This is a genomic window from Vibrio sp. V04_P4A5T148, assembly GCF_963875605.1.
GTDB lineage: Bacteria > Pseudomonadota > Gammaproteobacteria > Enterobacterales > Vibrionaceae > Vibrio > Vibrio anguillarum.
In genome coordinates this window covers 1-21,932 of record NZ_CAWNMS010000032.1, presented here as the reverse complement: position 1 = coordinate 21,932, position 21,932 = coordinate 1, and the positions used below count along the sequence as shown (strand labels likewise).

Below are 21,932 nucleotides of genomic sequence, written 5' to 3'. Positions count from 1 at the left end.
TTCGCACCAATCTCGGACAGTAGCTTCTGGGGGACACGCGTAATGACCATTCAGGCTGATTGTGACATTACGTAGGGTAGGTATCAGCAAGTCCTTTTGTTGATAGACGGGATACTCTTGCAGCGGGAGCTGCATGTGAATGGGAAACCCAACATTGAACTCATCATCACTTAACACACTGACGTTAATCAGCTTTGTACTTCCTCTATGCCCTGTGCTTGAAGACAGTTCTATCACCGAACCTTGATTCTCTGATTTAGTAATCTTTCATCGAAGACGATGAACCAATTTCCGTTTTTGCCTTTTGGCTAATACGGAGCTTATTGCTATGTCATATTTCCTTATATTAAAACCAAACCAAGGAAATAGGCGGAAATTTTCACATTCAAGGGGAAGGGAAATGAGCACAGCCTTTGAAGTCGATAACACTATCGCAAACATTTTTTCATCTCAGGTACCTGTTGTTGAAGGTATTTATGATCTCACACCGGATCAAATTCTACTCGATCAAATTGAGCATGAATCTGAAGTTCGTTCATACCCACGCCGTCTACCGATTGCCATCAAGCAAGCTTATGGTGCGTTAGTAGAAGATACGCGCGGACAAATTTTCCTCGACTGCTTAGCGGGCGCGGGAACGTTGGCACTTGGGTATAACCATCCTGAGATCAATCAAGCACTGAAAGAGCAGTTAGATTCAGGTCTGCCATATCAGACATTGGATATGACAACGCACGCTAAAGACAAATTCATCAAGCAAGTAAAAGCATTTTTGCCTGAAGAGTTTGCAAAAAATTCCGCGATTCAATTTTGTGGACCTTCTGGTGCGGATGCCGTTGAAGCGGCTATCAAGCTGGTGAAGCAGACAACGGGTCGTAACACTATGTTTGCGTTTCGCGGTGCTTACCACGGTATGACCAACGGTACGATGGGCATGATGGGCAACCTGAATACCAAAGCTCGTCGCACAGGATTAATGTCGGATGTGCATTTTATGCCATTCCCATACAACTTGCGCTGTCCGTTTGGTTTAGGGGGCGATGAAGGTGCCAAAGCGAGCATTCGCTACATCGAACGTCTGCTGAACGATGACGAAGCAGGCATCATGAAACCGGCGGCCATTATTGTTGAACCTGTTCAAGGTGAAGGTGGCGTTATTCCCGCTCCAGCATTCTGGCTGCGTGAACTACGCCGTATCTGCGATGAACACGGTATTTTATTAATTTTCGATGAAATTCAGTGTGGCGTGGGTAAATCGGGTTACCGCTTTGCATTTGAAGAGTCTGGCATTTGTCCTGATATTCTTTGCTTATCTAAAGCCATTGGTGGTGGTCTGCCAATGTCTATTCTTGTGTTCAAGAAAGAGATCGATACTTGGAAACCGGGTGAGCATACAGGCACATTCCGTGGTAACCAATTAGCCATGGTTTCCGGTGCGAAAGCGTTAGAAATTATTTTACGTGATAACCTAGTTGAACACGCTAACGTCGCGGGTCAGTACCTACGCCAAGGCCTTGAAGCGATTCAACGCCGCGTGAATTGTATTGCTGAAGTTCGTGGCAAAGGTTTGATGCTCGGCCTCGAGATTCGTAAACCAAACGGTGAAATGAACAAATTTGGCGAGCCAATGGCCGATGGCCAATTAACACTCGCTATCCAACGCGCGGCACTTGAACGTGGGTTGATGGTTGAGAAAGGTGGCCGTGACGGATCCGTTATTCGTTTCTTACCACCGATTATTATCTCATTCGAGCAGATCGATTTTGCCCTGCGCACTCTTGAAGCGGCGATTTTAGCTGCAGGTGGCGGCGAGAAAGATCCAGAGCCAGAAAATCAAGCGTGGAAGAAGCATTTTATCCAAACCGGTGAAATGGGTAGCAATGAATTTGCCGCTGTGATGAACCATGCCACTTCTGCGATGAAATCTGTTTTTGAACAAGCCAAAGCGCCTTATTCAGGTTTGGATCCAAAGCAGCTTGAAGAAGCGATTTACGCGGTAGATTTAGATAACAAAAACGCGCCGTTGAAGGATGTGATCTCTGAAATGGCAGATCTGGTCGCCAAAAATTCCATTATCGTTCAACACCCGGATTGTATTGCTCACCTGCACACTCCACCCCTGATGCCATCAGTAGTTGCCGAAGCGATGATCGGTGCATTAAATCAATCAATGGACTCATGGGATCAATCTTCTTCTGCTACCTATGTCGAGCAGAAAGTGATTGATTGGATGTGTGAAAAATACGAACTCGGCGCTCAGGCGGATGGTATTTTCACCAGTGGTGGCACGCAAAGTAACCAAATGGGTTTAATGTTAGCTCGTGACTGGATTGCCGATAAATTAAGTGGTCACTCTATTCAAAAGCTGGGCTTACCTGAATATGCCGATAAGCTGCGTATTGTGTGCTCGAAAAAATCGCATTTCACCGTGCAAAAATCGGCCTCTTGGATGGGGTTGGGCGAGAAAGCCATTTTGGCGGTTGATGCGAATCCAAACGGCACAATGGATGTCACCAAACTGGAAGCGGTTGTTGCACAAGCGAAAGCGGAAGGTCTTATTCCTTTTGCTATTGTTGGAACGGCAGGCACAACGGATCACGGTGCGATTGATGATCTGTCGACGATTGCGGATGTAGCACAGCAACATGATCTATGGATGCATGTGGATGGAGCATACGGCGGCGCATTGGTTCTAAGTAGCCATAAAGCACGTTTGCACGGTGTTGAGCGTGCGCACTCGGTCAGCGTCGACTTCCATAAATTGTTCTTCCAAACGATCAGTTGTGGCGCGGTGTTGCTCAAAGATAAAAGTCACTTCAAGTATCTACTGCATCATGCGGATTACCTTAACCGTGAACATGATGAACTGCCAAACTTGGTGGATAAATCTATTTCTACGACCAAGCGTTTTGATGCATTGAAAGTGTTTATGACAATGCAAAACGTAGGCCCTAAGGCTTTGGGTGAAATGTACGATCATCTGCTAGAACAAACACTGCAAGTGGCAGATTTAGTGCAGCATCACGATGCTTTTGAACTCTTGGCTGAGCCTGCGCTCTCCACCGTGTTATTCCGTTCCGTGGATAAACAAGCGGTAGATTTTGACGAGTTGAACAAAGCGTTGCGTTTAGAAGCATTGACACGTGGTGTCGCGGTGTTGGGCGAGACGATTGTGGATGGCAAAACAGCGCTTAAATTCACCATTTTAAACCCATGCTTACAATTGTCAGATTTCAAAGCATTACTTAATAAGATTGAAGTACTAGCCTCTGAGCTAGCCAAGGCATAAAGGAATACAAACAACCATGTCTATTTTACAAATTGGCGCGGGAGGCGTTGGCTGGGTTGTCGCACATAAGGCGGCCCAAAACAACGACATACTCGGTGATATTGTTCTTGCTTCTCGTACTCTTGAAAAGTGCGAGAAGATCATTGAATCGATCAAAGGAAAAAATAACCTTAAAGATCCAACTAAAAAACTTGAGGCACGCACCGTCAAGGCGGATGACGTAGCCTCGTTAGTTGCATTAATTAAAGAAGTCCAGCCTGATCTTGTGATCAACGCTGGCCCTCCTTGGGTAAACGTGCCAATCATGGAAGCATGTTATCAAGCCAAGGTTTCCTATCTAGATACATCGGTTGCTGTTGACCTTTGCTCTGAAGGTCAACAAGTGCCTGAAGCGTATGATCCTCAATGGGCATTTCGTGAAAAATTTAAGCAAGCAGGCATTACCGCTATTCTCGGTGCTGGTTTTGATCCGGGCGTGGTTAGTGTGTTTGCCGCGTATGCGGTGAAACACCTCTTTGACGAAATCGACAGTATTGATGTGATGGACATTAATGCAGGCGATCACGGCAAAAAATTTGCGACTAACTTTGATCCAGAAACCAATATGTTAGAGATTCAAGGCGACTCTTTCTATTGGGAAGAAGGGCAGTGGCAGCGTGTTCCTTGCCATTCACGAATGCTAGAATTTGATTTTCCTCAGTGCGGCCAGCACAAGGTGTACTCCATGTCGCACGATGAAGTGCGTTCGATGAAAGAGTTTATTCCGGCTAAACGTATTGAATTTTGGATGGGTTTTGGCGATCGTTATCTCAACTATTTCAATTGCATGCGTGATATTGGTTTATTGAGTCCAAACCCATTGACGCTGCAAGATGGTACTGTGGTTCAACCACTTCAAGTGCTTAAAGCGATGTTGCCAGACCCAACCTCTTTGGCTCCTGGCTACAAAGGCCTGACTTGTATTGGTACTTGGGTGCAAGGTTGGAAGGATGGTAAACAGCGCAGTGTCTTTATCTACAATAATGCAGACCATGAAGTGGCATACCATGATGTAGAGCACCAAGCCATCGCTTACACCACGGGCGTTCCTGCCATTACTGCGGCATTGCAGTATTTCCAAGGGCATTGGGCACAAGCGGGCGTGTTTAACTTAGAGCAGCTTGACCCTGATCTGTTTTTAGAAACGATGCCTAAATTAGGTTTGGATTGGCATGTTCAAGAGCTCGATATCGTGCAACCAGAGATTAAAATTCTAAAATAAGAGTTTTCGATAGTTAAGCCGATGCAGATGTGTCGGCTTTCTTCAATTTGAGAGTGATAAATAGATGCAAAAAAGCGAACTCCAAACGCCCTATTTTATGATTGATGAATCACAGTTGATCGCGAACCTAGAAATCGCGAAGCAGCTCAAAGAGATGTCGGGCGTCAAACTCGTCTTAGCTTTAAAATGCTTCTCTACTTGGGGAGTGTTTGACATCATCAAACCTTACCTAGATGGCACAACCAGCAGTGGCCCATTTGAAGTAAAATTAGGTTACGAAACGTTTGGTGGTGAAACTCACGCCTATAGCGTTGGCTACAGTGAAGCTGATGTTAAAGAAGTGGCCGATATTTGCGACAAAATGATTTTTAATTCGCAATCCCAGTTGGCCGCTTACCGTCATTTAGTTGAAGGCAAGGCGTCATTGGGTTTACGTTTAAACCCCGGCGTGAGTTACGCTGGGCAAGATCTTGCCAATCCCGCACGTCAGTTTTCTCGTTTAGGTGTTCAAACAGACCATATTGATAACTCAGTGTTCGATACTATCAATGGCGTGATGTTCCATATGAACTGTGAGAACAAAGATGCTGATGCGTTCATTGCGTTATTAGATTCGATCTCTGAGCGTTTTGGCCAATATCTGGATAAGTTAGATTGGGTCAGCCTAGGCGGTGGTGTGTTCTTCACTTGGCCTGGTTATCCGCTAGAAAAATTAGCATTAGCGCTTAAGGCCTTTTCAGAAAAGCATCAGGTTCAGCTTTATCTTGAACCGGGTGAGGCGATCATCACGAAAACGGCTGATTTAGTGGTGACTGTCGTCGATATCGTTGAAAATGGCATGAAAACAGCGATTGTTGATTCGGCAACTGAAGCGCATCGTTTAGACACACTGATTTACAAAGAGCCTGCGGCTATCTTAGAAGCGAGTGCGAACGGTGAACATGAGTATGTCATTGGCTCGTGCTCTTGCTTAGCGGGTGATCAATTTTGTGTGGCTTCATTTGAACAGCCATTATCGATTGGCCAGCGGTTGCATATCATGGATAGCGCGGGCTATACCATGGTGAAATTGAATTGGTTTAATGGCCTTAAAATGCCTTCCGTGTATTGTCAACGCAGTACAGGAGAGCTTCAGAAACTGAATGAATTTGGCTATGAAGACTTTAAACGTTCATTATCTCAATGGTCGGTAAACTGATGACAATAGGCCTCACCATACAGTGGGTGAGGCCTATTTTTGTAAAATCACACCTTAGAGTTTAAAGCTTTTCATTCTTTCGTCTAATTGGCGTGAAAGAGCGGCCAAGGTTTCACTCTCTTCTGCCAAATAGTTTGCCGATTGTGACATCTCCAATGCTGAATCGTTAATGCCACTGACGTTACGGTTCATTTCTTCGGCCACTGCACTTTGTTCTTCTGCCGCAGTGGCGATTTGAATTGCTTTGTCACTCACATGCTGAATATGACTGACGATCAAGGAAAGATCACTGCCTGCATTTTCTGCCCGCTCCACACTGTTATAAGCGAGATCTTGGCTTTTTTGCATCGCGTTTGATGTACTAACGGCCAGTTGCTGTAAGCGGTTAATGGTGGTTTGGATTTGGTCAGTGGAATGATGGGTACGGCTAGCTAAATTTCTGACCTCGTCGGCGACCACTGCGAATCCTCTACCTTGTTCTCCAGCACGTGCGGCTTCAATCGCTGCATTTAGTGCAAGTAAATTGGTTTGTTCAGAAATGCCGCTGATCACTGTGGTCACTTCACTGATTTGCATCACGCCTTCTTTGAGTTTGTGCACTTGCTCAGTAGCCACTTCCAGCTCTTTTGAGAGCGCTTTAATGCTGTCCACACTGGAATGTACGTCTTTATCGCCTAAGCCGGCTTCTTTGCTGGCATCCAATGTGTCTCTTGCGGTCTCTTCTGCATGGCCTGCAACATCGGCAACTGTCGCACTCATTTCATTCATCGCGGTTGCGAGCTGACTTAATTGGTCACGTTGGCTGGTCACCGCTTGGCTAGTTTCTTCCGCAGAAGAAGCGATGCGAATGGCGGCCTCTGCAAGCAGGTTTGCTGAGGTGACCGACTCGATTAATGCTAAACGCACTGCGCTTACACTGTCATTGATACGACATGCCACAATGCCAATCTCATCTTCTCCCATTACGGGGACCTGTGCGGTTAAATCGCCGCTTGCCACTTTTTTCATGACTTCTTTAATTGACTCTAACGGCATAATGATGGCTCGGCTGATGACCACCCCAAGCGTTGCCATCACAAACACAACTGCCAATGTCGCTCCTCCCATCTTGAGGATCTGTTTGTTGATCGCCTCTTCAATGTCATTGATGAGCATGCCTGAGCCGATAATCCAATGCCACGGCGCAAACCCGTGGACTGCCGATAATTTCTCTGCGGGTGTTCCACTGTTAGTCTGCCAAGGATATGTCAACGTGCCTTGTTGACCATTTTTGCCAAGTTCAACCATAGTGAACCAAAACTCGCCTTGTGTATCTTTTCCTGGGCTTCCCATCTGTTTGCCAACCAAATCAGTGCGAATCGGATGGGCAATGGTGTAACGAGACTCATCGATAGCAAAAAGATAGTTGTTGCTGTCAAAACGTGTGTTGTTGATGAGTATCTTCGCCTGTGATTTAGCTTCGTCTTCGGGGAGTGTTTTCTGAAGGTGTGAGATTTGTGAGAGGAGAGTATCGATAACTGCGTTCAACCTCGCTTCACGCTCTACGACTAAGTTACTTCTCAGCGCGCTAGTTGCAATGAACAGTAAGCTCAATAAGCCAACAATTGCAACCGCGATAATAGCGGTCAGCTTGTAGCTGACCTTAATATTTTCAAGCTTCAACATGACGTTACCACCATTAAAACAACCCAACCTTATTGCTGGGCATATTGGTTTACCTGTTGTACTTGAGGTTACCGTGATGTTGGTTACGTTTGATTGCCAGAGTCACAAGGTTTGTTAATACTCATTAGTAATCATCCGTTTATCCATCTGACGGCGTCTTCAAGTTATTCGGCATCTAGGATTTGCAGGCTTAGATTAATTATGGTTACCCGCTCTCTAATATTGGAATATGGTCGTCATTTCGCGAATGCAATTAGTTGATTTTGTTAACTGAATCACAACTTTAATCTTGCTTAATAGATAGTGAGGTCGATAAAAAAGGAAGCATCAGCTTCCTTTTTTCGGGGTCGTAAACGAGATTACACTTCTAATATCACGCGCGTATCTCCACTGAGCGCTTCAAGCTCATCGGCTACGTCTTCAATTTGTATCGCAGCAGGGAGCTTGATGGCTAGGTTGGCGGTAAATAAACTTGAGCTGACACCACCGCCACCCGCAATAAAAACGCGTTGGCAATCCATATCTAAAATATTGATACCTTGATTATCAAGAAGGTGGGTGATTTCGTTGACGATGCCTGCACGGTCATTTGCATCAATCCGCAGTTGGTAAATCGTTTCTTTTTCGTGTTGATGTACGTCAGAATCAACAATCTGCACCAGAAGATCGGGTTGTTCTCTAAATGCTTGTTGAACGATAACGGCATTTGAGGTCGGTAACTCTATTTTAATGACGGCAGCTACTTGGTTTTCAATAAAGTTCACTTTACTTATTAACCATTTTCCACCATTTTCATGAGTGATAGCGGCAAGATGTTTAATTGTGGCTGGTGTTGCACTGCCGACGAAATTGACGATAAAAGTACTGTTCATAATAGGCCTCCCATAGCAAGCTAACGAAAGATAAATCGTTGATCTTGAATTCCTTTCACTTCAGTGTAGAGGCCTATCTTAGATAAGACTTGATGAGAGTCAATTTTTTACATTTACGCAGTCTCTTGCTTGTCAGTATTCATACTTGGGCCACAAAAATAGCTTTGGCTTTAGGCATTGGTCTTGTGTTTAGCCCTGTTTTTTAGAAACTGACTTTGAGATTAAGGCCATAAAATTGCGAATCATAGCTAGCGCCTGAGTCCAAAGCAAACTTTGCGGCATCTTGGTTGCCAAACCAAGGCGTGCCATTAAATTCTACTTCGGCATCGCCTCCCCAAGCATTTGATACCCAGCCATGGATATGTCCAACAGGGTTGAGGAAGAAAAGTGTGACATCACCCAGAGTCGATGAACCCAACACTTCACCACCTGTGGTAACAATATCTTGTTCCGCTTCAAACATCAGCTCACCGACAACCGCACCAAAAAAGGGCGTAATAAATAAGTCTTGCCATGACGGTATCTCGGCAAACGATTCTACGCCATATTCCCAAAAGAAAGTCGACATAACACCGGAGTAAAGAAAAGATTCAAACTCATTAAATCCAGCATGTCTTGCGGCTGTGTAGTAAACGCCGCCAAAGTAGGGGTGCATAATGTAGTTGAGATAATGCTCATCTCTATCCCAAGTGGGGCCGGATGATACGTTATCTTTCCATTTGCTGCCTATGCCGCTTATGCTGCGATCCTCTTCATCCCATTTGGTAATGGATGCAGGCAAAAATGTCATTAAACCAACGGTTGCTACGCTTAATCCTAAGATGGTGTAGGTTTGGCCTTTGAGATAGTCCCAGTCTTTTGTATCTTGCACGGTAAGATATTTAGGCAGCGCGGGCTCTTCAAGGTTTAGCGGTTGCGACTCTGCTAAGCTTGCTAAAAATGGAGAGTTCGATTGGTAAATATTCGGATCGTCATTAAAACAAGAAATTTGATTGCAGTCGACCGTATAGGAAAACTCAATGTGTTGGTTGAAATCGTATGCAGTGGCACTAGCACAAGCCGAAAACGATAACATCAATGGTATGATGCTTTTCTTTGACACGGAGGGCTCCAAAGTTTTGTTTTTAATGATCAGAATCACAATTATCTATTAAAGCGGCGGTGATGAAAACAGCAAATTATGTAAATAAGGAAACTTATGAGAAAAATAGCATTCAAAGCGTTATATATTGCACTTTATTCTCTGCCGTATTGATTGATAGCACACCTGTAAGCGTACACAAAAGGACACCATGATATGTTGAAAATAGCAATGTTAAGCACGGGTGAGGAAGTGCTCCATGGCGATATTGTCGATACCAATGCTGCTTGGTTATCCAGTGAGTTCTTCCAGCAGGGTTTTTCGTTAGTAAAACGATCAACGGTAGGCGATAGCCAGCAAGCCTTGGTTGAAGAGTTACTGATGCTTAGTTTCAATAATGATGTATTGATCGTAAATGGCGGGCTCGGCCCAACGTCTGATGATTTAAGTGCGGCGGCGGCGGCTCAAGCGGCGGACCAAAAGTTGGTGTTGTCTGTGCTGTGGAAGCAAAAACTGGACGAATTTTTTGCGCAGCGTGGTGTTGTGATGCCAGAAAGTAACCTCAAACAAGCGATGTTACCTGAGTTCTCTGACATCATTGATAACCCAATAGGGACGGCTTGCGGCTTTAAAGTTCAGATTAATGATTGTGTTTGTTATTTCACCCCCGGAGTACCCAAAGAGTTTAAGCTGATGGTCTCTGAACAGATTTTACCCGACTTGCTAGCAACATACCCACAACAAACGGGATTAGAGTGCAGCCGTTTATTCACTCTGGGTTCATCAGAATCGGCCATTTCAGATAAGTTGGATAAATTAGTCTTATCGGAAGGGTATATGCTGGGGTATCGTTCTTATCTGCCTTTTATTGAGGTGAAATTGTTTGGTCCGAAAAGTGATTTAGAACGCCGAGTAAAACTACTACAGATCATCTACCAGCATTTGGAACAACATGTTGTGAGTGTCGATGAACCTATGCTCACGCATATCGGTCATTTAATGCAAGACAAAGGATTATCGATCTCTATTGCAGAACAAGCGACCAAAGGTTGGCTCGCCAGTTGGTTGTTAAGTAACGAGCAAGTGGAAGCGTTGAGCGGCCACTGCTGGATTTTGAGCCGCAACGTTGAATCGGGCTTAGGCGATCAAGATCCACTCGCGGCGTCATTAGCGCTTGCTGGCGCAACGAAGGAAAAGTGTTCTACTTCGTTATCGCTCGTGACTGGTGTAGTAAATGATGATCAATTTAGCCTAGCTTTATCGGCTCCGCAGGGAGAGTGGGGACAGATCCTCAAATTCAAGCGTCGTTACAGCGCCGATGAGCAGAGGGAGTTAATGGGGACCATAGCGGCTGATATGTTACGCCGCTATTTATCGAATAAGCCTATTTTTGCTCAGTATGGGGCATTGATCTCCGTCAAAGAGATGTTTTTATCTGCGAGCGTCATTGGCTAATTAACTCAATGTGTTAGCGCATTTTTAAGTTTAAGTCTTTGATAATTAGTTGCTTTATATTTAAATTGTATCGGGTGGTAACTGCATGATTTTTTGGCTTATTCCGTAGGTTCGGTGAGGTGCTTAGCTTATGATTATTTCGTCTAAAGACTAAGCTCATGATTTCACGCATCAGATAAAATTGTTTCAAAATTAGGTCTTTTTTGCACATCTTTTCTCTGTACACTGTCAGTCCGCTCGATGAAATTCAGCAGGAGGCTGACATGTTTAACCAATCGAAAATTTTAGTTTGGTATAAAGTTGCAAGTCAAAAAGTGATCTTAGGTGAGGCATTGAGTAATGAAATGAGTGATGTTGTTTCTTTATGGCTCAACGCTCCATCAGACTTAGATACGCCCAGCTATCAAGGATATAGACTTTCATTGTTTGATGGGGATGGCAGAGAAATCGCTAACAAATCCGTATCAATGGGTACAGCTGATGGCATTCTTCTAGGAATGTATAAAGCCAGAGCATAGCTCTGGCTTTATCTTTTTAACGCGCCAATGTGTGATGCGTTAAGCGCATATTGGCAGACCGAGATTAGGCTCGCCTTGCTTTGGGTCGATAATTAACACCAGCAAGTTCCACGTGGCTTTTGGCTTTACAAATACAGGGCAATATTTCGTTGCGCTCCGTGTAAGCCATCGCAAAACCAACATATTCCACTTCGCCTTTAACGAGCGTGCAGCGACAGGCACCACAGTGACCATCGCGACAGTTGTACTCCGGCTCTAGCCCCGCACTCTCCATACTTTCCAATAAAGTATTGGAAGAGTTTGATTCTATGGTTGTAACTTTGTTGATTTTAATGGTCGCCATTACAGCTCAAAGTCCTCGAAGTCATTGGCACGAACTTCATTGTCAATTTGGCCTACAAGGTAGGAGCTGATTTCTGCTTCTTGAGGTGCAACTTGTACGTTGTCTGAAGACAACCACGCATTAATCCAAGGAATTGGGTTTGATGTTGCGCCGGGGTAGGCGATATCTAAACCAACCGCTTGCATACGAACGTTGGTGATGTATTCAACGTATTGGCACAGAATGTCTTTGTTTAAACCAATCATCGAACCATCTTTAAACAGATATTCAGCCCACTCTTTTTCTTGTTCAGCAGCCGCTTTGAACAAATCAAAACACTCTTGCTTGCACTCTTCAGCGATTTGTAAGAAAGCGAAATCGTCTTGTCCATTACGCAGCAAGTTGATCATATGCTGTGTACCAGTCAGGTGCAAAGCTTCATCACGTGCAATCAACTTGATGATTTTGGCGTTACCTTCCATCAATTCGCGCTCTGCAAAGGCAAATGAGCAGGCGAAGCTGACATAGAAACGAATCGCTTCCAACGCATTGACTGACATCAAGCAAAGATAAAGTTTACGTTTCAGGTCACCTAAGCTAATTTTGACGCTCTCACCATTAATCTGATGCGTTCCTTCACCAAAACGGTGGTAGTCATTAGACAGTTGGATCAGATCATCGTAATAGTGTGCAATGTCTTTTGCGCGTTTCAATATGTGTTCATTTTCGACGATGTCATCAAACACAATACCCGGATCATTCACAATATTACGAATAATATGAGTGTATGAGCGTGAGTGGATTGTTTCTGAAAATGACCAGGTTTCAATCCATGTTTCCACTTCAGGAAGCGAAACCAGCGGTAGCAGTGCCACGTTAGGGCTGCGACCTTGGATTGAATCCAGTAGCGTTTGATATTTCAAGTTCGAGATGAAAATGTGCTTTTCATGATCTGGAAGCTTGTTGTAATCAATGCGATCACTCGATACGTCGACTTCTTCTGGACGCCAGAAGAACGAGAGCTGTTTTTCTATCAGTTTTTCAAAAATTTCAAACTTTTGCTGGTCGTAACGAGCCACGTTAACCGATTGGCCAAGAAACATCGGTTCTTTGAGTTGATCATTCTTTTTTTGAGAAAAAGTACTGTAAGCCATAAATGCCTCAATCCCTTTTAAGCTCCCCTGCGTGGGGAGCATTATTGAATACGTTGAGTGAAATAGAGTTAGATCTTACAACCGCCGCCCGCACAATCATCATCTTGTGCCTGTACTGCGTCTTTTTGATCATCCTTCGCGCCATCACGAGTGTTGTGATAGTACAAGGTTTTCACACCAAATTTATATGCCGTCAGCAGATCTTGTAGCAATTGTTTCATTGGCACTTTGCCACTTTCATACGCGCTGGGGTCGTAGTTGGTATTAGCGGAAATCGCTTGGTCAACAAATTTCTGCATGATGCCGACTAGGTGCAGATAGCCGTTGTTAGAACCAATATTCCACAATAACTCATAGTTCTCTTTCAAATTAATGAAATCCGGCACGACTTGTTTCAAGATGCCATCTTTTGAGGCTTTTACTGAAACATAACCGCGAGGAGGCTCAATACCGTTGGTGGCATTGGAAATTTGCGAAGAGGTTTCTGAAGGCATTAACGCTGTTAACGTTGAGTTACGTAAGCCAAATTCCATGATCTCTGCGCGCAGCGCATCCCAATCATAATGCAAAGGTTCTGCGCAAATTTGGTCGACATCTTTTTTATAGGTGTCGATAGGCAGCAAGCCTTTGGCATAATTTGTTTCATGGAATAGAGGGCATCGGCCTTGTTCTTTGGCTAACGCGACTGAAGCCTTCAACAGGTAATATTGCATCGCTTCAAAAGTGCGGTGTGTCAAACCATTTGCACTACCGTCCGAATATTTCACGCTATTTTTCGCCAGATAGTAAGCGTAGTTAATCACGCCCACACCCAATGTACGGCGATTCATGGTTGACTTATAAGCGGCAGGCAGTGGGTAATCTTGATAATCCAACAGTGCATCTAGCGCACGAACCACAAGATCAGACAACTCTTCGAAATCATCCAGAGATTGAATTGAACCTAAGTTGAATGCCGAAAGCGTACATAGCGCAATCTCACCTTCATTATCTTCAACATTAGACAGCGGTTTCGTCGGCAGTGCGATCTCCAAACAGAGATTGGATTGGCGAACAGGCGCTACAGACGCATCAAACGGGCTGTGCGTATTGCAGTGGTCAACGTTCTGGATGTAGATACGGCCAGTGGAGGCACGTTCTTGCATCAATAGGGAGAACAGTTCTACCGCTTTCACCGTCTCTTTTTTAATCGAAGTGTCATTCTCATATTGAACATACAAACGTTCGAATTCGTCTTGGTTTTCGAAGAATGCGTCATACAATCCAGGCACATCAGAAGGGGAGAATAGGGTGATATTACCGCCTTGGACTAAGCGAGAATACATCAACTTATTGAGCTGAACACCATAGTCCATATGACGAACACGGTTCTCTTCAACGCCGCGGTTATTTTTCAATACCAGTAGCGACTGCACTTCACCGTGCCACAAAGGGTAGAAGACAGTGGCTGCGCCACCACGAACACCACCTTGAGAACAGCACTTCACTGCGGTTTGGAAATATTTATAAAAAGGAATACAACCCGTGTGGAATGCTTCACCACCGCGAATTTCCGAGCCTAATGCACGAATGCGGCCCGCGTTAATACCAATACCCGCACGCTGTGATACATAACGTACGATAGAGCTTGCTGTGGCATTGATTGAATCTAAGCTGTCACCACATTCAATCAACACACATGAGCTAAATTGACGGGTAGGCGTGCGCACACCCGACATGATTGGCGTTGGCAGCGAGATTTTGAACATTGATGTTGCGTCGTAAAAACGCTTAATGTAATCGAGACGGTTTTCTTTTGGATATTTCGCGAATAAGCAAGCGGCGACCAAAATGTAGAGGAACTGGGCACTCTCATAAATTTGTTTCGTCACACGGTTTTGCACGAAGTACTTACCTTCAAGCTGTTTTACCGCGGCGTAAGAAAAATTAAGGTCACGTGCGTGGTCGATATAAGTGTCGAGTTCTTCAAATTCTGCGCGAGTATAATCTTCGATAAGGTGCTTATCGTATTTGCCCATTTCAACCAAACGAGAGACATGGTTGTACAAAGTGGGTGGCTCGTATTGTCCGTAGGCTTTTTTACGCAAATGGAACACCGAAAGACGAGCCGCTAGATATTGGTAATCTGGCGTCTCTTCTGAAATCAAATCGGCAGCGGATTTGATGATAGTCTCATGGATGTCAGAGGTCGTAATACCATCGTAAAACTGAATGTGAGCTTTCAGTTCTACTTGTGATACAGAGACATTGTGCAGGTCTTCCGCAGCCCACGCGATTACACGGTGGATTTTCTCAAGATCAATTGTTTCTTTGCGTCCATCACGCTTGGTGACAGTAAGTTTTTGGTTCATTCTGCTTCATTTCCCTAACAAAACTGATTAAGGCCGTATTTTTGTAGAATTGTTGTAAATTTTATCGCGGCTTTGTGATCTGAATTTATCTATATATTGTAGTGCAAACACAACATATAGGGGTTCTTTGCTTTGCGAGTTACAAGATAGTGCTATCTGAAGCTCATTTCAAGTTACAGATCTGGGACAGCTTGTGGATAACTAGCAAAAATAAAAAAAACAGTTAGTACCCACTTACTGATGATCAAAGAGCCGATTTGATTGTAGAAAATTACCGTTTTGAGTTTGGTTTAGATGTAACCACAATCAAAAAAAAACTTCTTGATCTTTGAGGAAAAAAGGGAGCGATTTTCGATGTGGTTAAAATGGAATCTAGAGCACAAAAAACAGCCTAGAAACCGAGAAAAAATGTGCTATTCGGCTTAATTTTTAACGTGAGCAATACGCTATCGATAATGGCATATTAGATGACCACTGACTTTAAAAAAGCTGAGTATGAACGATGTAATTGACATCAACATTGCGCCCTAAACGGTAAGTATCGGTTAACGGGTTATAAAGTAGGCCTGTTATTCCTTGCTCTTGCAGGTTTGTTTTATCAATCATCTTAATCAGTTCCGATGGGCGGATGAATTTTTCATGATCATGTGTGCCTTCTGGAACAATGCGTAGCAACTTTTCTGCGCCCACGATGGCAAACAGGTAAGACTTAAAATTACGATTGAGCGTAGAAAAGAAAACATGACCGCCGGGTTTGACCAACGCAGAGCAGGCTTGAACAACGGACAATGGGTCTGGAACATGCTCAAGCATTTCCATGCAGGTGACAACATCATATGTGTGTGGGTTGTCAGCGGCGTGGTCTTCAATCGTACTTTGAATATAAGTGAGCTTTGTTCCGGTTTCTAAAGCATGTAAACGAGCGACTTCAAGCGGTTCTTTGCCCATGTCTAAGCCAGTCACTTGCGCACCTTCTCGCGCCATGCTTTCGGCTAAAATTCCGCCACCACATCCAACATCGAGCACCTTCTTGCCAAATAGGCCGTTGGCATTGACCAACACATAGTTCAATCTTAACGGGTTAATTTGATGCAGTGGCTTAAATTCACCATCCAGATCCCACCAGCGTGACGCCATCTCTTCAAACTTTTTAATTTCATTAAGATCAACGTTTTGTGCTTTAGTCATGTTAGATTCGCTCTTGCTGTCAAAATAGGCATCTTTAGTTGTGTGGGGTATTATAACCAGTTGATTATCACAGGCTACAGGTTATCTTTATTTCATTAATTTTTGGCTAAAATTTGGCCATTAATCAGCCGGGTATGGAATGAATGTGCAATTTCTCGGCACTTGATACACAACAAAGGTCACAACCTGATAAAAGGAAAGGGAAAGGGATGCCGAAGTAGTGAATTATGTGTTATATTTTTCGGCCTTGTACGTATCGAATATACGATCAAAAGATAGAGGGATAATGGCTCTATGAGCGATCTAGCTAGAGAGATCACGCCCGTAAACATTGAAGATGAGCTAAGAGGTTCATACCTAGACTACGCGATGTCCGTTATCGTGGGTCGTGCTCTTCCAGATGTGCGTGATGGCCTAAAACCAGTACACCGTCGCGTTCTATTCGCGATGAATGTGCTTGGTAACGATTGGAATAAACCATATAAAAAATCTGCCCGTGTTGTGGGCGATGTGATTGGTAAATATCACCCGCATGGTGATAGTGCTGTATACGATACGATTGTTCGTATGGCGCAGCCGTTCTCATTGCGTTACATGTTGGTCGATGGCCAAGGTAACTTTGGCTCGATCGATGGTGACTCTGCGGCAGCAATGCGTTACACCGAAGTACGCATGTCAAAAATTGCCCACGAACTGCTTGCCGATCTCGACAAAGAAACGGTCGATTATGTACCGAACTATGACGGTACAGAACAGATCCCTGCGGTTCTTCCTACGAAAATTCCTAACCTACTGGTGAATGGCTCATCTGGTATTGCAGTAGGTATGGCAACCAACATTCCACCCCATAACCTAACGGAAGTGGTTGAGGGTTGCTTGGCCTATATAAATAATGAAGACATCACCATTGATGAGTTGATGGACTACATTCCGGGCCCAGATTTCCCAACAGCAGCATTAATCAGTGGCCGCAAAGGAATTATCGACGCTTATAAAACAGGGCGCGGTAAAGTCTACATGCGCTCTAAAGCGGATATCGAAGTCGAGAAGAATGGTAAAGAAACCATTATCGTCAGAGAAATCCCTTATCAAGTGAACAAAGCACGCTTGATTGAAAAAATTGCTGAGTTGGTTAAAGAGAAAAAAGTCGAAGGCATCAGTGCACTACGTGATGAGTCTGATAAAGACGGCATGCGTATTGTTATCGAATGTAAACGTGATGCGGTTGGCGAAGTGGTACTGAACAACCTTTACGCTCAAACACAGTTACAAACAACATTCGGCATCAACATGGTTGCGCTGGATAATGGTCAACCTAAGCTATTCAACTTGAAAGAAATGTTGAAATGCTTTGTTGATCACCGCCGTGAAGTGGTGACGCGTCGTACTATTTTTGAACTGCGTAAAGCTCGTGATCGTGCCCACATTCTAGAAGCACTTGCTCTCGCGTTAGCCAACATTGATGAAATCATCGAATTGATTCGCCGCGCAGCAACGCCAGCAGAAGCAAAAGAAGGCTTGATTGCTCGTGGTTGGGATCTTGGCAACGTAGCGTCAATGCTTGAACGTGCTGGAACCGATGCCGCTCGTCCTGAATGGCTTGAACCAGAATACGGTATCCGTGATGGCAAATATTTCTTAACTGAGCAACAAGCCCAAGCAATTCTTGAACTTCGTCTGCACAGATTGACAGGTTTAGAGCACGAAAAAATTCTTGATGAGTACAAAGCTCTTCTGGAAGAAATCGCTGAACTGATGCATATCCTTGCTAGCACTGAACGTTTGATGGAAGTGATCCGCGAAGAGCTTGAAACTGTTCGTGATGCTTTTGGTGACGCACGACGCACTGAAATTACCGCGGCAACTCACGATATCGACATGGAAGAGCTGATTGCTCGTGAAGATGTGGTCGTTACACTTTCTCATGCAGGTTATGTGAAATACCAGATCCTCAGCGATTACGAAGCACAACGCCGTGGTGGTAAAGGTAAGAGCGCGACGAAGATGAAAGAAGAAGACTACATTGAGCGTCTTCTTGTGGCGAATACTCATGACCATATTCTTTGCTTCTCGACTCGTGGTAAGACATACCGTTTGAAAGTCTATCAATTACCGCTAGCGAGCCGTACAGCGCGTGGCAAACCTATCGTTAACATTCTTCCTCTGGAAGAAGGGGAACGTATTACTGCGATTTTGCCAGTCACTGAGTTTAGTGATGATAAGTTTATCTTTATGGCGACCGGTGACGGTACAGTGAAGAAAACATCACTTTCAAGCTTTGCCAACGTGCGTTCTAACGGTTTGATCGCGGTTAACTTGCGTGAAGATGATTCTTTGATTGGTGTGGACATTACCGATGGCAACAGTGAAATTATGCTGTTTTCTAAATTTGGTAAGGTGGTTCGCTTTAAAGAATCAGAAGAAACGCCAGTATTGGATGAAAATGGTCAGCCTGTTCTTGATGAACATGGCCAGCCAGAAATTAAGTTCAAAGGTGTGCGCGCCATGGGACGCACAGCGTCCGGTGTTCGTGGTATGAAGCTAGCAGAAGGCGACCAAGTGGTATCGCTGATTGTTCCTTCAAATGACGGCGACATCTTAACAGTGACACAAAACGGCTATGGTAAACGTACAACCTTAGGGGAATATCCAACTAAAGGTCGTGCAACTCAAGGCGTTGTTTCAATCAAGGTGTCTGAGCGTAATGGTCAAGTTGTCGGCGCAGTGCAAACTGAAGAAGGCGATGAGTTCATGATGATCACCGATGCCGGTACGCTCGTTCGTACTCGCGTCGCGGAAGTGAGCCAAGTGGGACGCAATACTCAAGGTGTGACCTTGATTCGCACCGCTGAAGATGAAAACGTCGTAGGTTTACAACGTATTGAAGAAATTGAAGATGTTGAGTTACCAGAAGGTGAGGAATTGCCAGAGGGTGAATCGAGCATTGCAATTTTAGAAGTACAAAGTGACGCAGAAGAGGCTGACTCTGAACCGAGCAGCGATTCTGAAGACGAGTAATCGTTTCACATATCCACCTTTATTCTAAGGTGATAAAGAATAAAAGCCGGAGCATTGATTGCTTCGGCTTTTTACTTCTAGCGAGCAGCCCATCCAACAAGCGAAGGATTTCCATTCAGCGTTGAAATCGTGGTGGTCTTTTTGAAAAGATCATCTGTGCCACAAATACGGCTGACTCCACATCTCTCATTCAACCTAAAATTGCCTATACTTAGCTATTGAGTTAACGTCATAAAAGTCATTAATTTAATTTTAAACGTTCTAGAAAAGATAACTTTTTAATAAATAAGAAACCAATCATTGGTTAAGATCTGTCCCCATAACATAATGGCGCTACAACTAAAAAGGATATAAAAGATGTTTGCTAATCGGTTTACTTTACAATCGCGATTAATTTTTGCGGTGTTATTACCTTGCGTTGCGTTGATTATTGTTGGAATGGCGAGCTTCAATAGCATGTCGACGATTCAACGACAGGCAGAACAGCTCTATCTCAATACGGCCGCGCCAATGCGTTCAATGGCTGAAGTTGCCTCTCGAATTCCCCGTATGCGGGTTGGTATCGATATGATGTTACTTCAAGAGACGTCGTTAAGAGATAAAAAGGGTGTCCTCACACGCGTGAAAGAGACACGTGACGAAGATATCCCTGAAATGAGGCAGTCTGTCGAGCACGCAGTTCAGTCACAAGTGGATCCAGAACAACGTAGACAAGTTCAGCAGCTGTTGACTGACTTTGAAAAAATGGTCAGTACTCAACTTAATCCTATGTTGGCGGCATTTGAAAAGGGCGATCTAGATACGGCTCGCAACATATACCGAGATCAATATGCGGTTACCTATGGTGAACTGCGTAAAAAAGCCAATGTGATCCTCGATTCGCTACTAGAGCAGGCCAAACAGCAGAACGTCAATAGCCAAAAGAGTTATGCCCAAGGGCAAAATCACATGTTTATCATTATTGGTATTGGCGTGCTAATTTCGTTTGTCACTTCATTCTTTATTGTTATCGGCCTAAAAACGAGAGTGGCCAGCCTACAAAAATCGATTGCTTTGGCAGCTGAAAACATGGCGCTAGATGCTCGCATTGATTTAGGTGGTCAAGATGAGTTATCGAAAATTAGCGACAGTTTTAACGACTTCATTGAGAAAGTACATGTAGCGATCAAGCAAGTGGCTTCGAGTTCTTATGAATTAGCGAATACGGCTAACCAAGTTTCAGCTCGGGCACTATTAACCAAAAACAACTGCACTTCGCAACGTGATAGAACAGTTCAAGTGGCCACTGCCATTCATGAATTAGGCGCAACGGTAGGCGAAATTGCAAACAACGCAGCTCAAGCTGCCGACGTTGCGAAACAGGCCACTCATCAGGCGGAAAATGGCACCACTGTAGTAGAGAAAGCACAAGTGCAAATTGCAGATTTGATCACTGAATTAGAGCAAGCTGCACAAGTCGTAGGCTCTTTGGCTGGTCAAGTGGTTAACATCAGCTCGATACTTGAGACTATTCGTAGCATTTCCGAGCAAACGAACTTACTTGCATTGAACGCAGCGATTGAGGCGGCGCGAGCGGGAGAGCAAGGTCGAGGCTTTGCGGTCGTTGCCGATGAGGTGCGAAATTTAGCAAGCCGTTCTGCTGCATCAACCGAAGAAATTCAAAGAGTCATTAATAACTTACAAGAAGAATCGAAACGGGCGGTTGGGGCGATGTCCCAAGGCCGAGAGCAGAGTTTATTGGTGGTTGAACAAGCTGAAAATGCCAATAGTTCGCTAAAACAGATCCGCGTTTATATAGAGAATATTAGTGATCAGAACATTCAAGTGGCGACGGCAACGGAAGAGCAATCAAGTGTGGTCAGTGAAATCAACCGCACCGTTGAAGATATTAATCATCTCACCATGGAAACAACAACAGTGGCTGAGGAGCTCACCGTTAGTAGCGAACATTTGAAAAAAGTTTCCAAGCAACTCGATAGCCTAGTGAACAATTTTAAATTGTAATTTTGATACTTTAGGCTTAGATATTAGAAATGTGATAACTATTCCATAACTTAACACGACATAAGACATGTCTATGAAAAATGGTATTATTTTTGAGAATTTTAGTATTTTTATAGGAATCGGTTGTGGACCCTGTGATATCGCAATTAAAGAAGGATTTTTATGCGCAGATTCGCTCTCTCAAAGACGGTCCGACATCTGAATCTCAAACGACCTTAGCACTGCTCACAGAAGAAGAGTTGCAACAACTCGAACAAATGTGGGTTGAACTGGCGGTTTGGAAGCAGTCGCAGAATATCTAACTGCCCACAAATTGATTAGCGCAAATTTTCGTAATAATCCCAAATAAAAAGCCAGCAGAACAGATGCTGGCTTTTTTTGTATCGAGAAAACCCCCAGCTAGGCTGGGGGTTCCGTAAAGCTTACAGCTATAAGTCAGTTATATAACCCCTTTCAATTTGATAAAAACGTCTTGTGGTCTGGCAACTGCAAGAGTTAATTAAGAATTGAAAGGGGGTCCCAATGGGGGACGAAAAGAGCTTAGCGCACACGCGAT

Annotated in this window: 15 protein-coding genes; 8 read left to right on the top strand and 7 right to left on the bottom strand. The window is 44.2% G+C overall.

The genetic code is table 11. The features are described 5' to 3' along the window. Positions 1-400: 400 nt before the first annotated feature. The 3 genes from AACT18_RS06235 (at position 401) to nspC (ending at position 5,748) form a co-directional block, all read left to right on the top strand. Positions 401-3,289 carry a pyridoxal phosphate-dependent class III aminotransferase gene (locus AACT18_RS06235; RefSeq protein ID WP_094125064.1) on the top strand — a complete coding sequence of 963 codons (2,889 nt, stop codon included), beginning with the start codon at positions 401-403 and terminating at the stop codon, positions 3,287-3,289. 16 nt (positions 3,290-3,305) lie between these two features. Beyond that, on the top strand, positions 3,306-4,550 hold the full coding sequence (locus AACT18_RS06230; RefSeq protein WP_094125065.1) for a carboxynorspermidine synthase: 1,245 nt from the start codon (positions 3,306-3,308) through the stop codon (positions 4,548-4,550). Positions 4,551-4,614: 64 nt separating this feature from the next. Then, a complete protein-coding gene (gene nspC / locus AACT18_RS06225; protein WP_017046172.1) occupies positions 4,615-5,748 on the top strand; it encodes a carboxynorspermidine decarboxylase in 1,134 nt (377 codons plus the stop codon). Positions 5,749-5,802: 54 nt separating this feature from the next. On the opposite strand, the gene AACT18_RS06220 is transcribed toward nspC, so the two are convergent. From AACT18_RS06220 to AACT18_RS06210, 3 genes are all read right to left on the bottom strand, one after another. Further along, on the bottom strand, positions 5,803-7,413 hold the full coding sequence (locus tag AACT18_RS06220) for a methyl-accepting chemotaxis protein (RefSeq protein ID WP_026028013.1): 1,611 nt from the start codon (positions 7,411-7,413) through the stop codon (positions 5,803-5,805). A gap of 359 nt (positions 7,414-7,772) precedes the next feature. Next, positions 7,773-8,285 (bottom strand): glycine cleavage system protein R, encoded by a 513-nt coding sequence (locus AACT18_RS06215; RefSeq protein WP_094125066.1) that lies wholly within the window; start codon positions 8,283-8,285, stop codon positions 7,773-7,775. 202 nt (positions 8,286-8,487) lie between these two features. Continuing rightward, a complete protein-coding gene (locus tag AACT18_RS06210; protein ID WP_017044301.1) occupies positions 8,488-9,426 on the bottom strand; it encodes a DUF3943 domain-containing protein in 939 nt (312 codons plus the stop codon). A 156-nt stretch (positions 9,427-9,582) separates the two neighbouring features. Between AACT18_RS06210 and AACT18_RS06205 the strand changes: the two genes are divergently transcribed. After that, positions 9,583-10,821 (top strand): CinA family nicotinamide mononucleotide deamidase-related protein, encoded by a 1,239-nt coding sequence (locus AACT18_RS06205; RefSeq protein ID WP_094125067.1) that lies wholly within the window; start codon positions 9,583-9,585, stop codon positions 10,819-10,821. Positions 10,822-11,084: 263 nt separating this feature from the next. Next, positions 11,085-11,339 carry a hypothetical protein gene (locus tag AACT18_RS06200; RefSeq protein WP_013857001.1) on the top strand — a complete coding sequence of 85 codons (255 nt, stop codon included), beginning with the start codon at positions 11,085-11,087 and terminating at the stop codon, positions 11,337-11,339. Positions 11,340-11,403: 64 nt separating this feature from the next. Here AACT18_RS06200 and yfaE read toward each other — a convergent pair whose 3' ends face one another. The 4 genes from yfaE to ubiG form a co-directional block, all read right to left on the bottom strand. After that, positions 11,404-11,682 (bottom strand): class I ribonucleotide reductase maintenance protein YfaE, encoded by a 279-nt coding sequence (gene yfaE / locus AACT18_RS06195; RefSeq protein WP_013857000.1) that lies wholly within the window; start codon positions 11,680-11,682, stop codon positions 11,404-11,406. Beyond that, entirely contained in the window at positions 11,682-12,815 is a 1,134-nt protein-coding gene (gene nrdB, locus AACT18_RS06190; RefSeq protein ID WP_010318364.1) for a class Ia ribonucleoside-diphosphate reductase subunit beta, read from the bottom strand. Before nrdB ends, yfaE begins: the two co-directional genes overlap by 1 nt. A 68-nt stretch (positions 12,816-12,883) precedes the next feature. Continuing rightward, on the bottom strand, positions 12,884-15,166 hold the full coding sequence (gene nrdA / locus AACT18_RS06185) for a class 1a ribonucleoside-diphosphate reductase subunit alpha (protein WP_094125805.1): 2,283 nt from the start codon (positions 15,164-15,166) through the stop codon (positions 12,884-12,886). A 480-nt stretch (positions 15,167-15,646) separates the two neighbouring features. Beyond that, positions 15,647-16,354: a bifunctional 2-polyprenyl-6-hydroxyphenol methylase/3-demethylubiquinol 3-O-methyltransferase UbiG gene (gene ubiG / locus AACT18_RS06180; protein ID WP_017044298.1), complete on the bottom strand. Its 708-nt coding sequence runs from the start codon at positions 16,352-16,354 to the stop codon at positions 15,647-15,649. Between the two features lie 294 nt (positions 16,355-16,648). On the opposite strand from ubiG, the gene gyrA reads away from it, so the two are divergent. From gyrA to AACT18_RS06165, 3 genes are all read left to right on the top strand, one after another. After that, positions 16,649-19,372 carry a DNA topoisomerase (ATP-hydrolyzing) subunit A gene (gene gyrA, locus AACT18_RS06175; RefSeq protein ID WP_094125866.1) on the top strand — a complete coding sequence of 908 codons (2,724 nt, stop codon included), beginning with the start codon at positions 16,649-16,651 and terminating at the stop codon, positions 19,370-19,372. A gap of 357 nt (positions 19,373-19,729) precedes the next feature. Beyond that, positions 19,730-21,376 (top strand): methyl-accepting chemotaxis protein, encoded by a 1,647-nt coding sequence (locus tag AACT18_RS06170; protein WP_017046166.1) that lies wholly within the window; start codon positions 19,730-19,732, stop codon positions 21,374-21,376. Between the two features lie 125 nt (positions 21,377-21,501). Next, a complete protein-coding gene (locus tag AACT18_RS06165; protein WP_017042466.1) occupies positions 21,502-21,678 on the top strand; it encodes a hypothetical protein in 177 nt (58 codons plus the stop codon). The last annotated feature ends 254 nt before the right edge of the window (positions 21,679-21,932 follow it).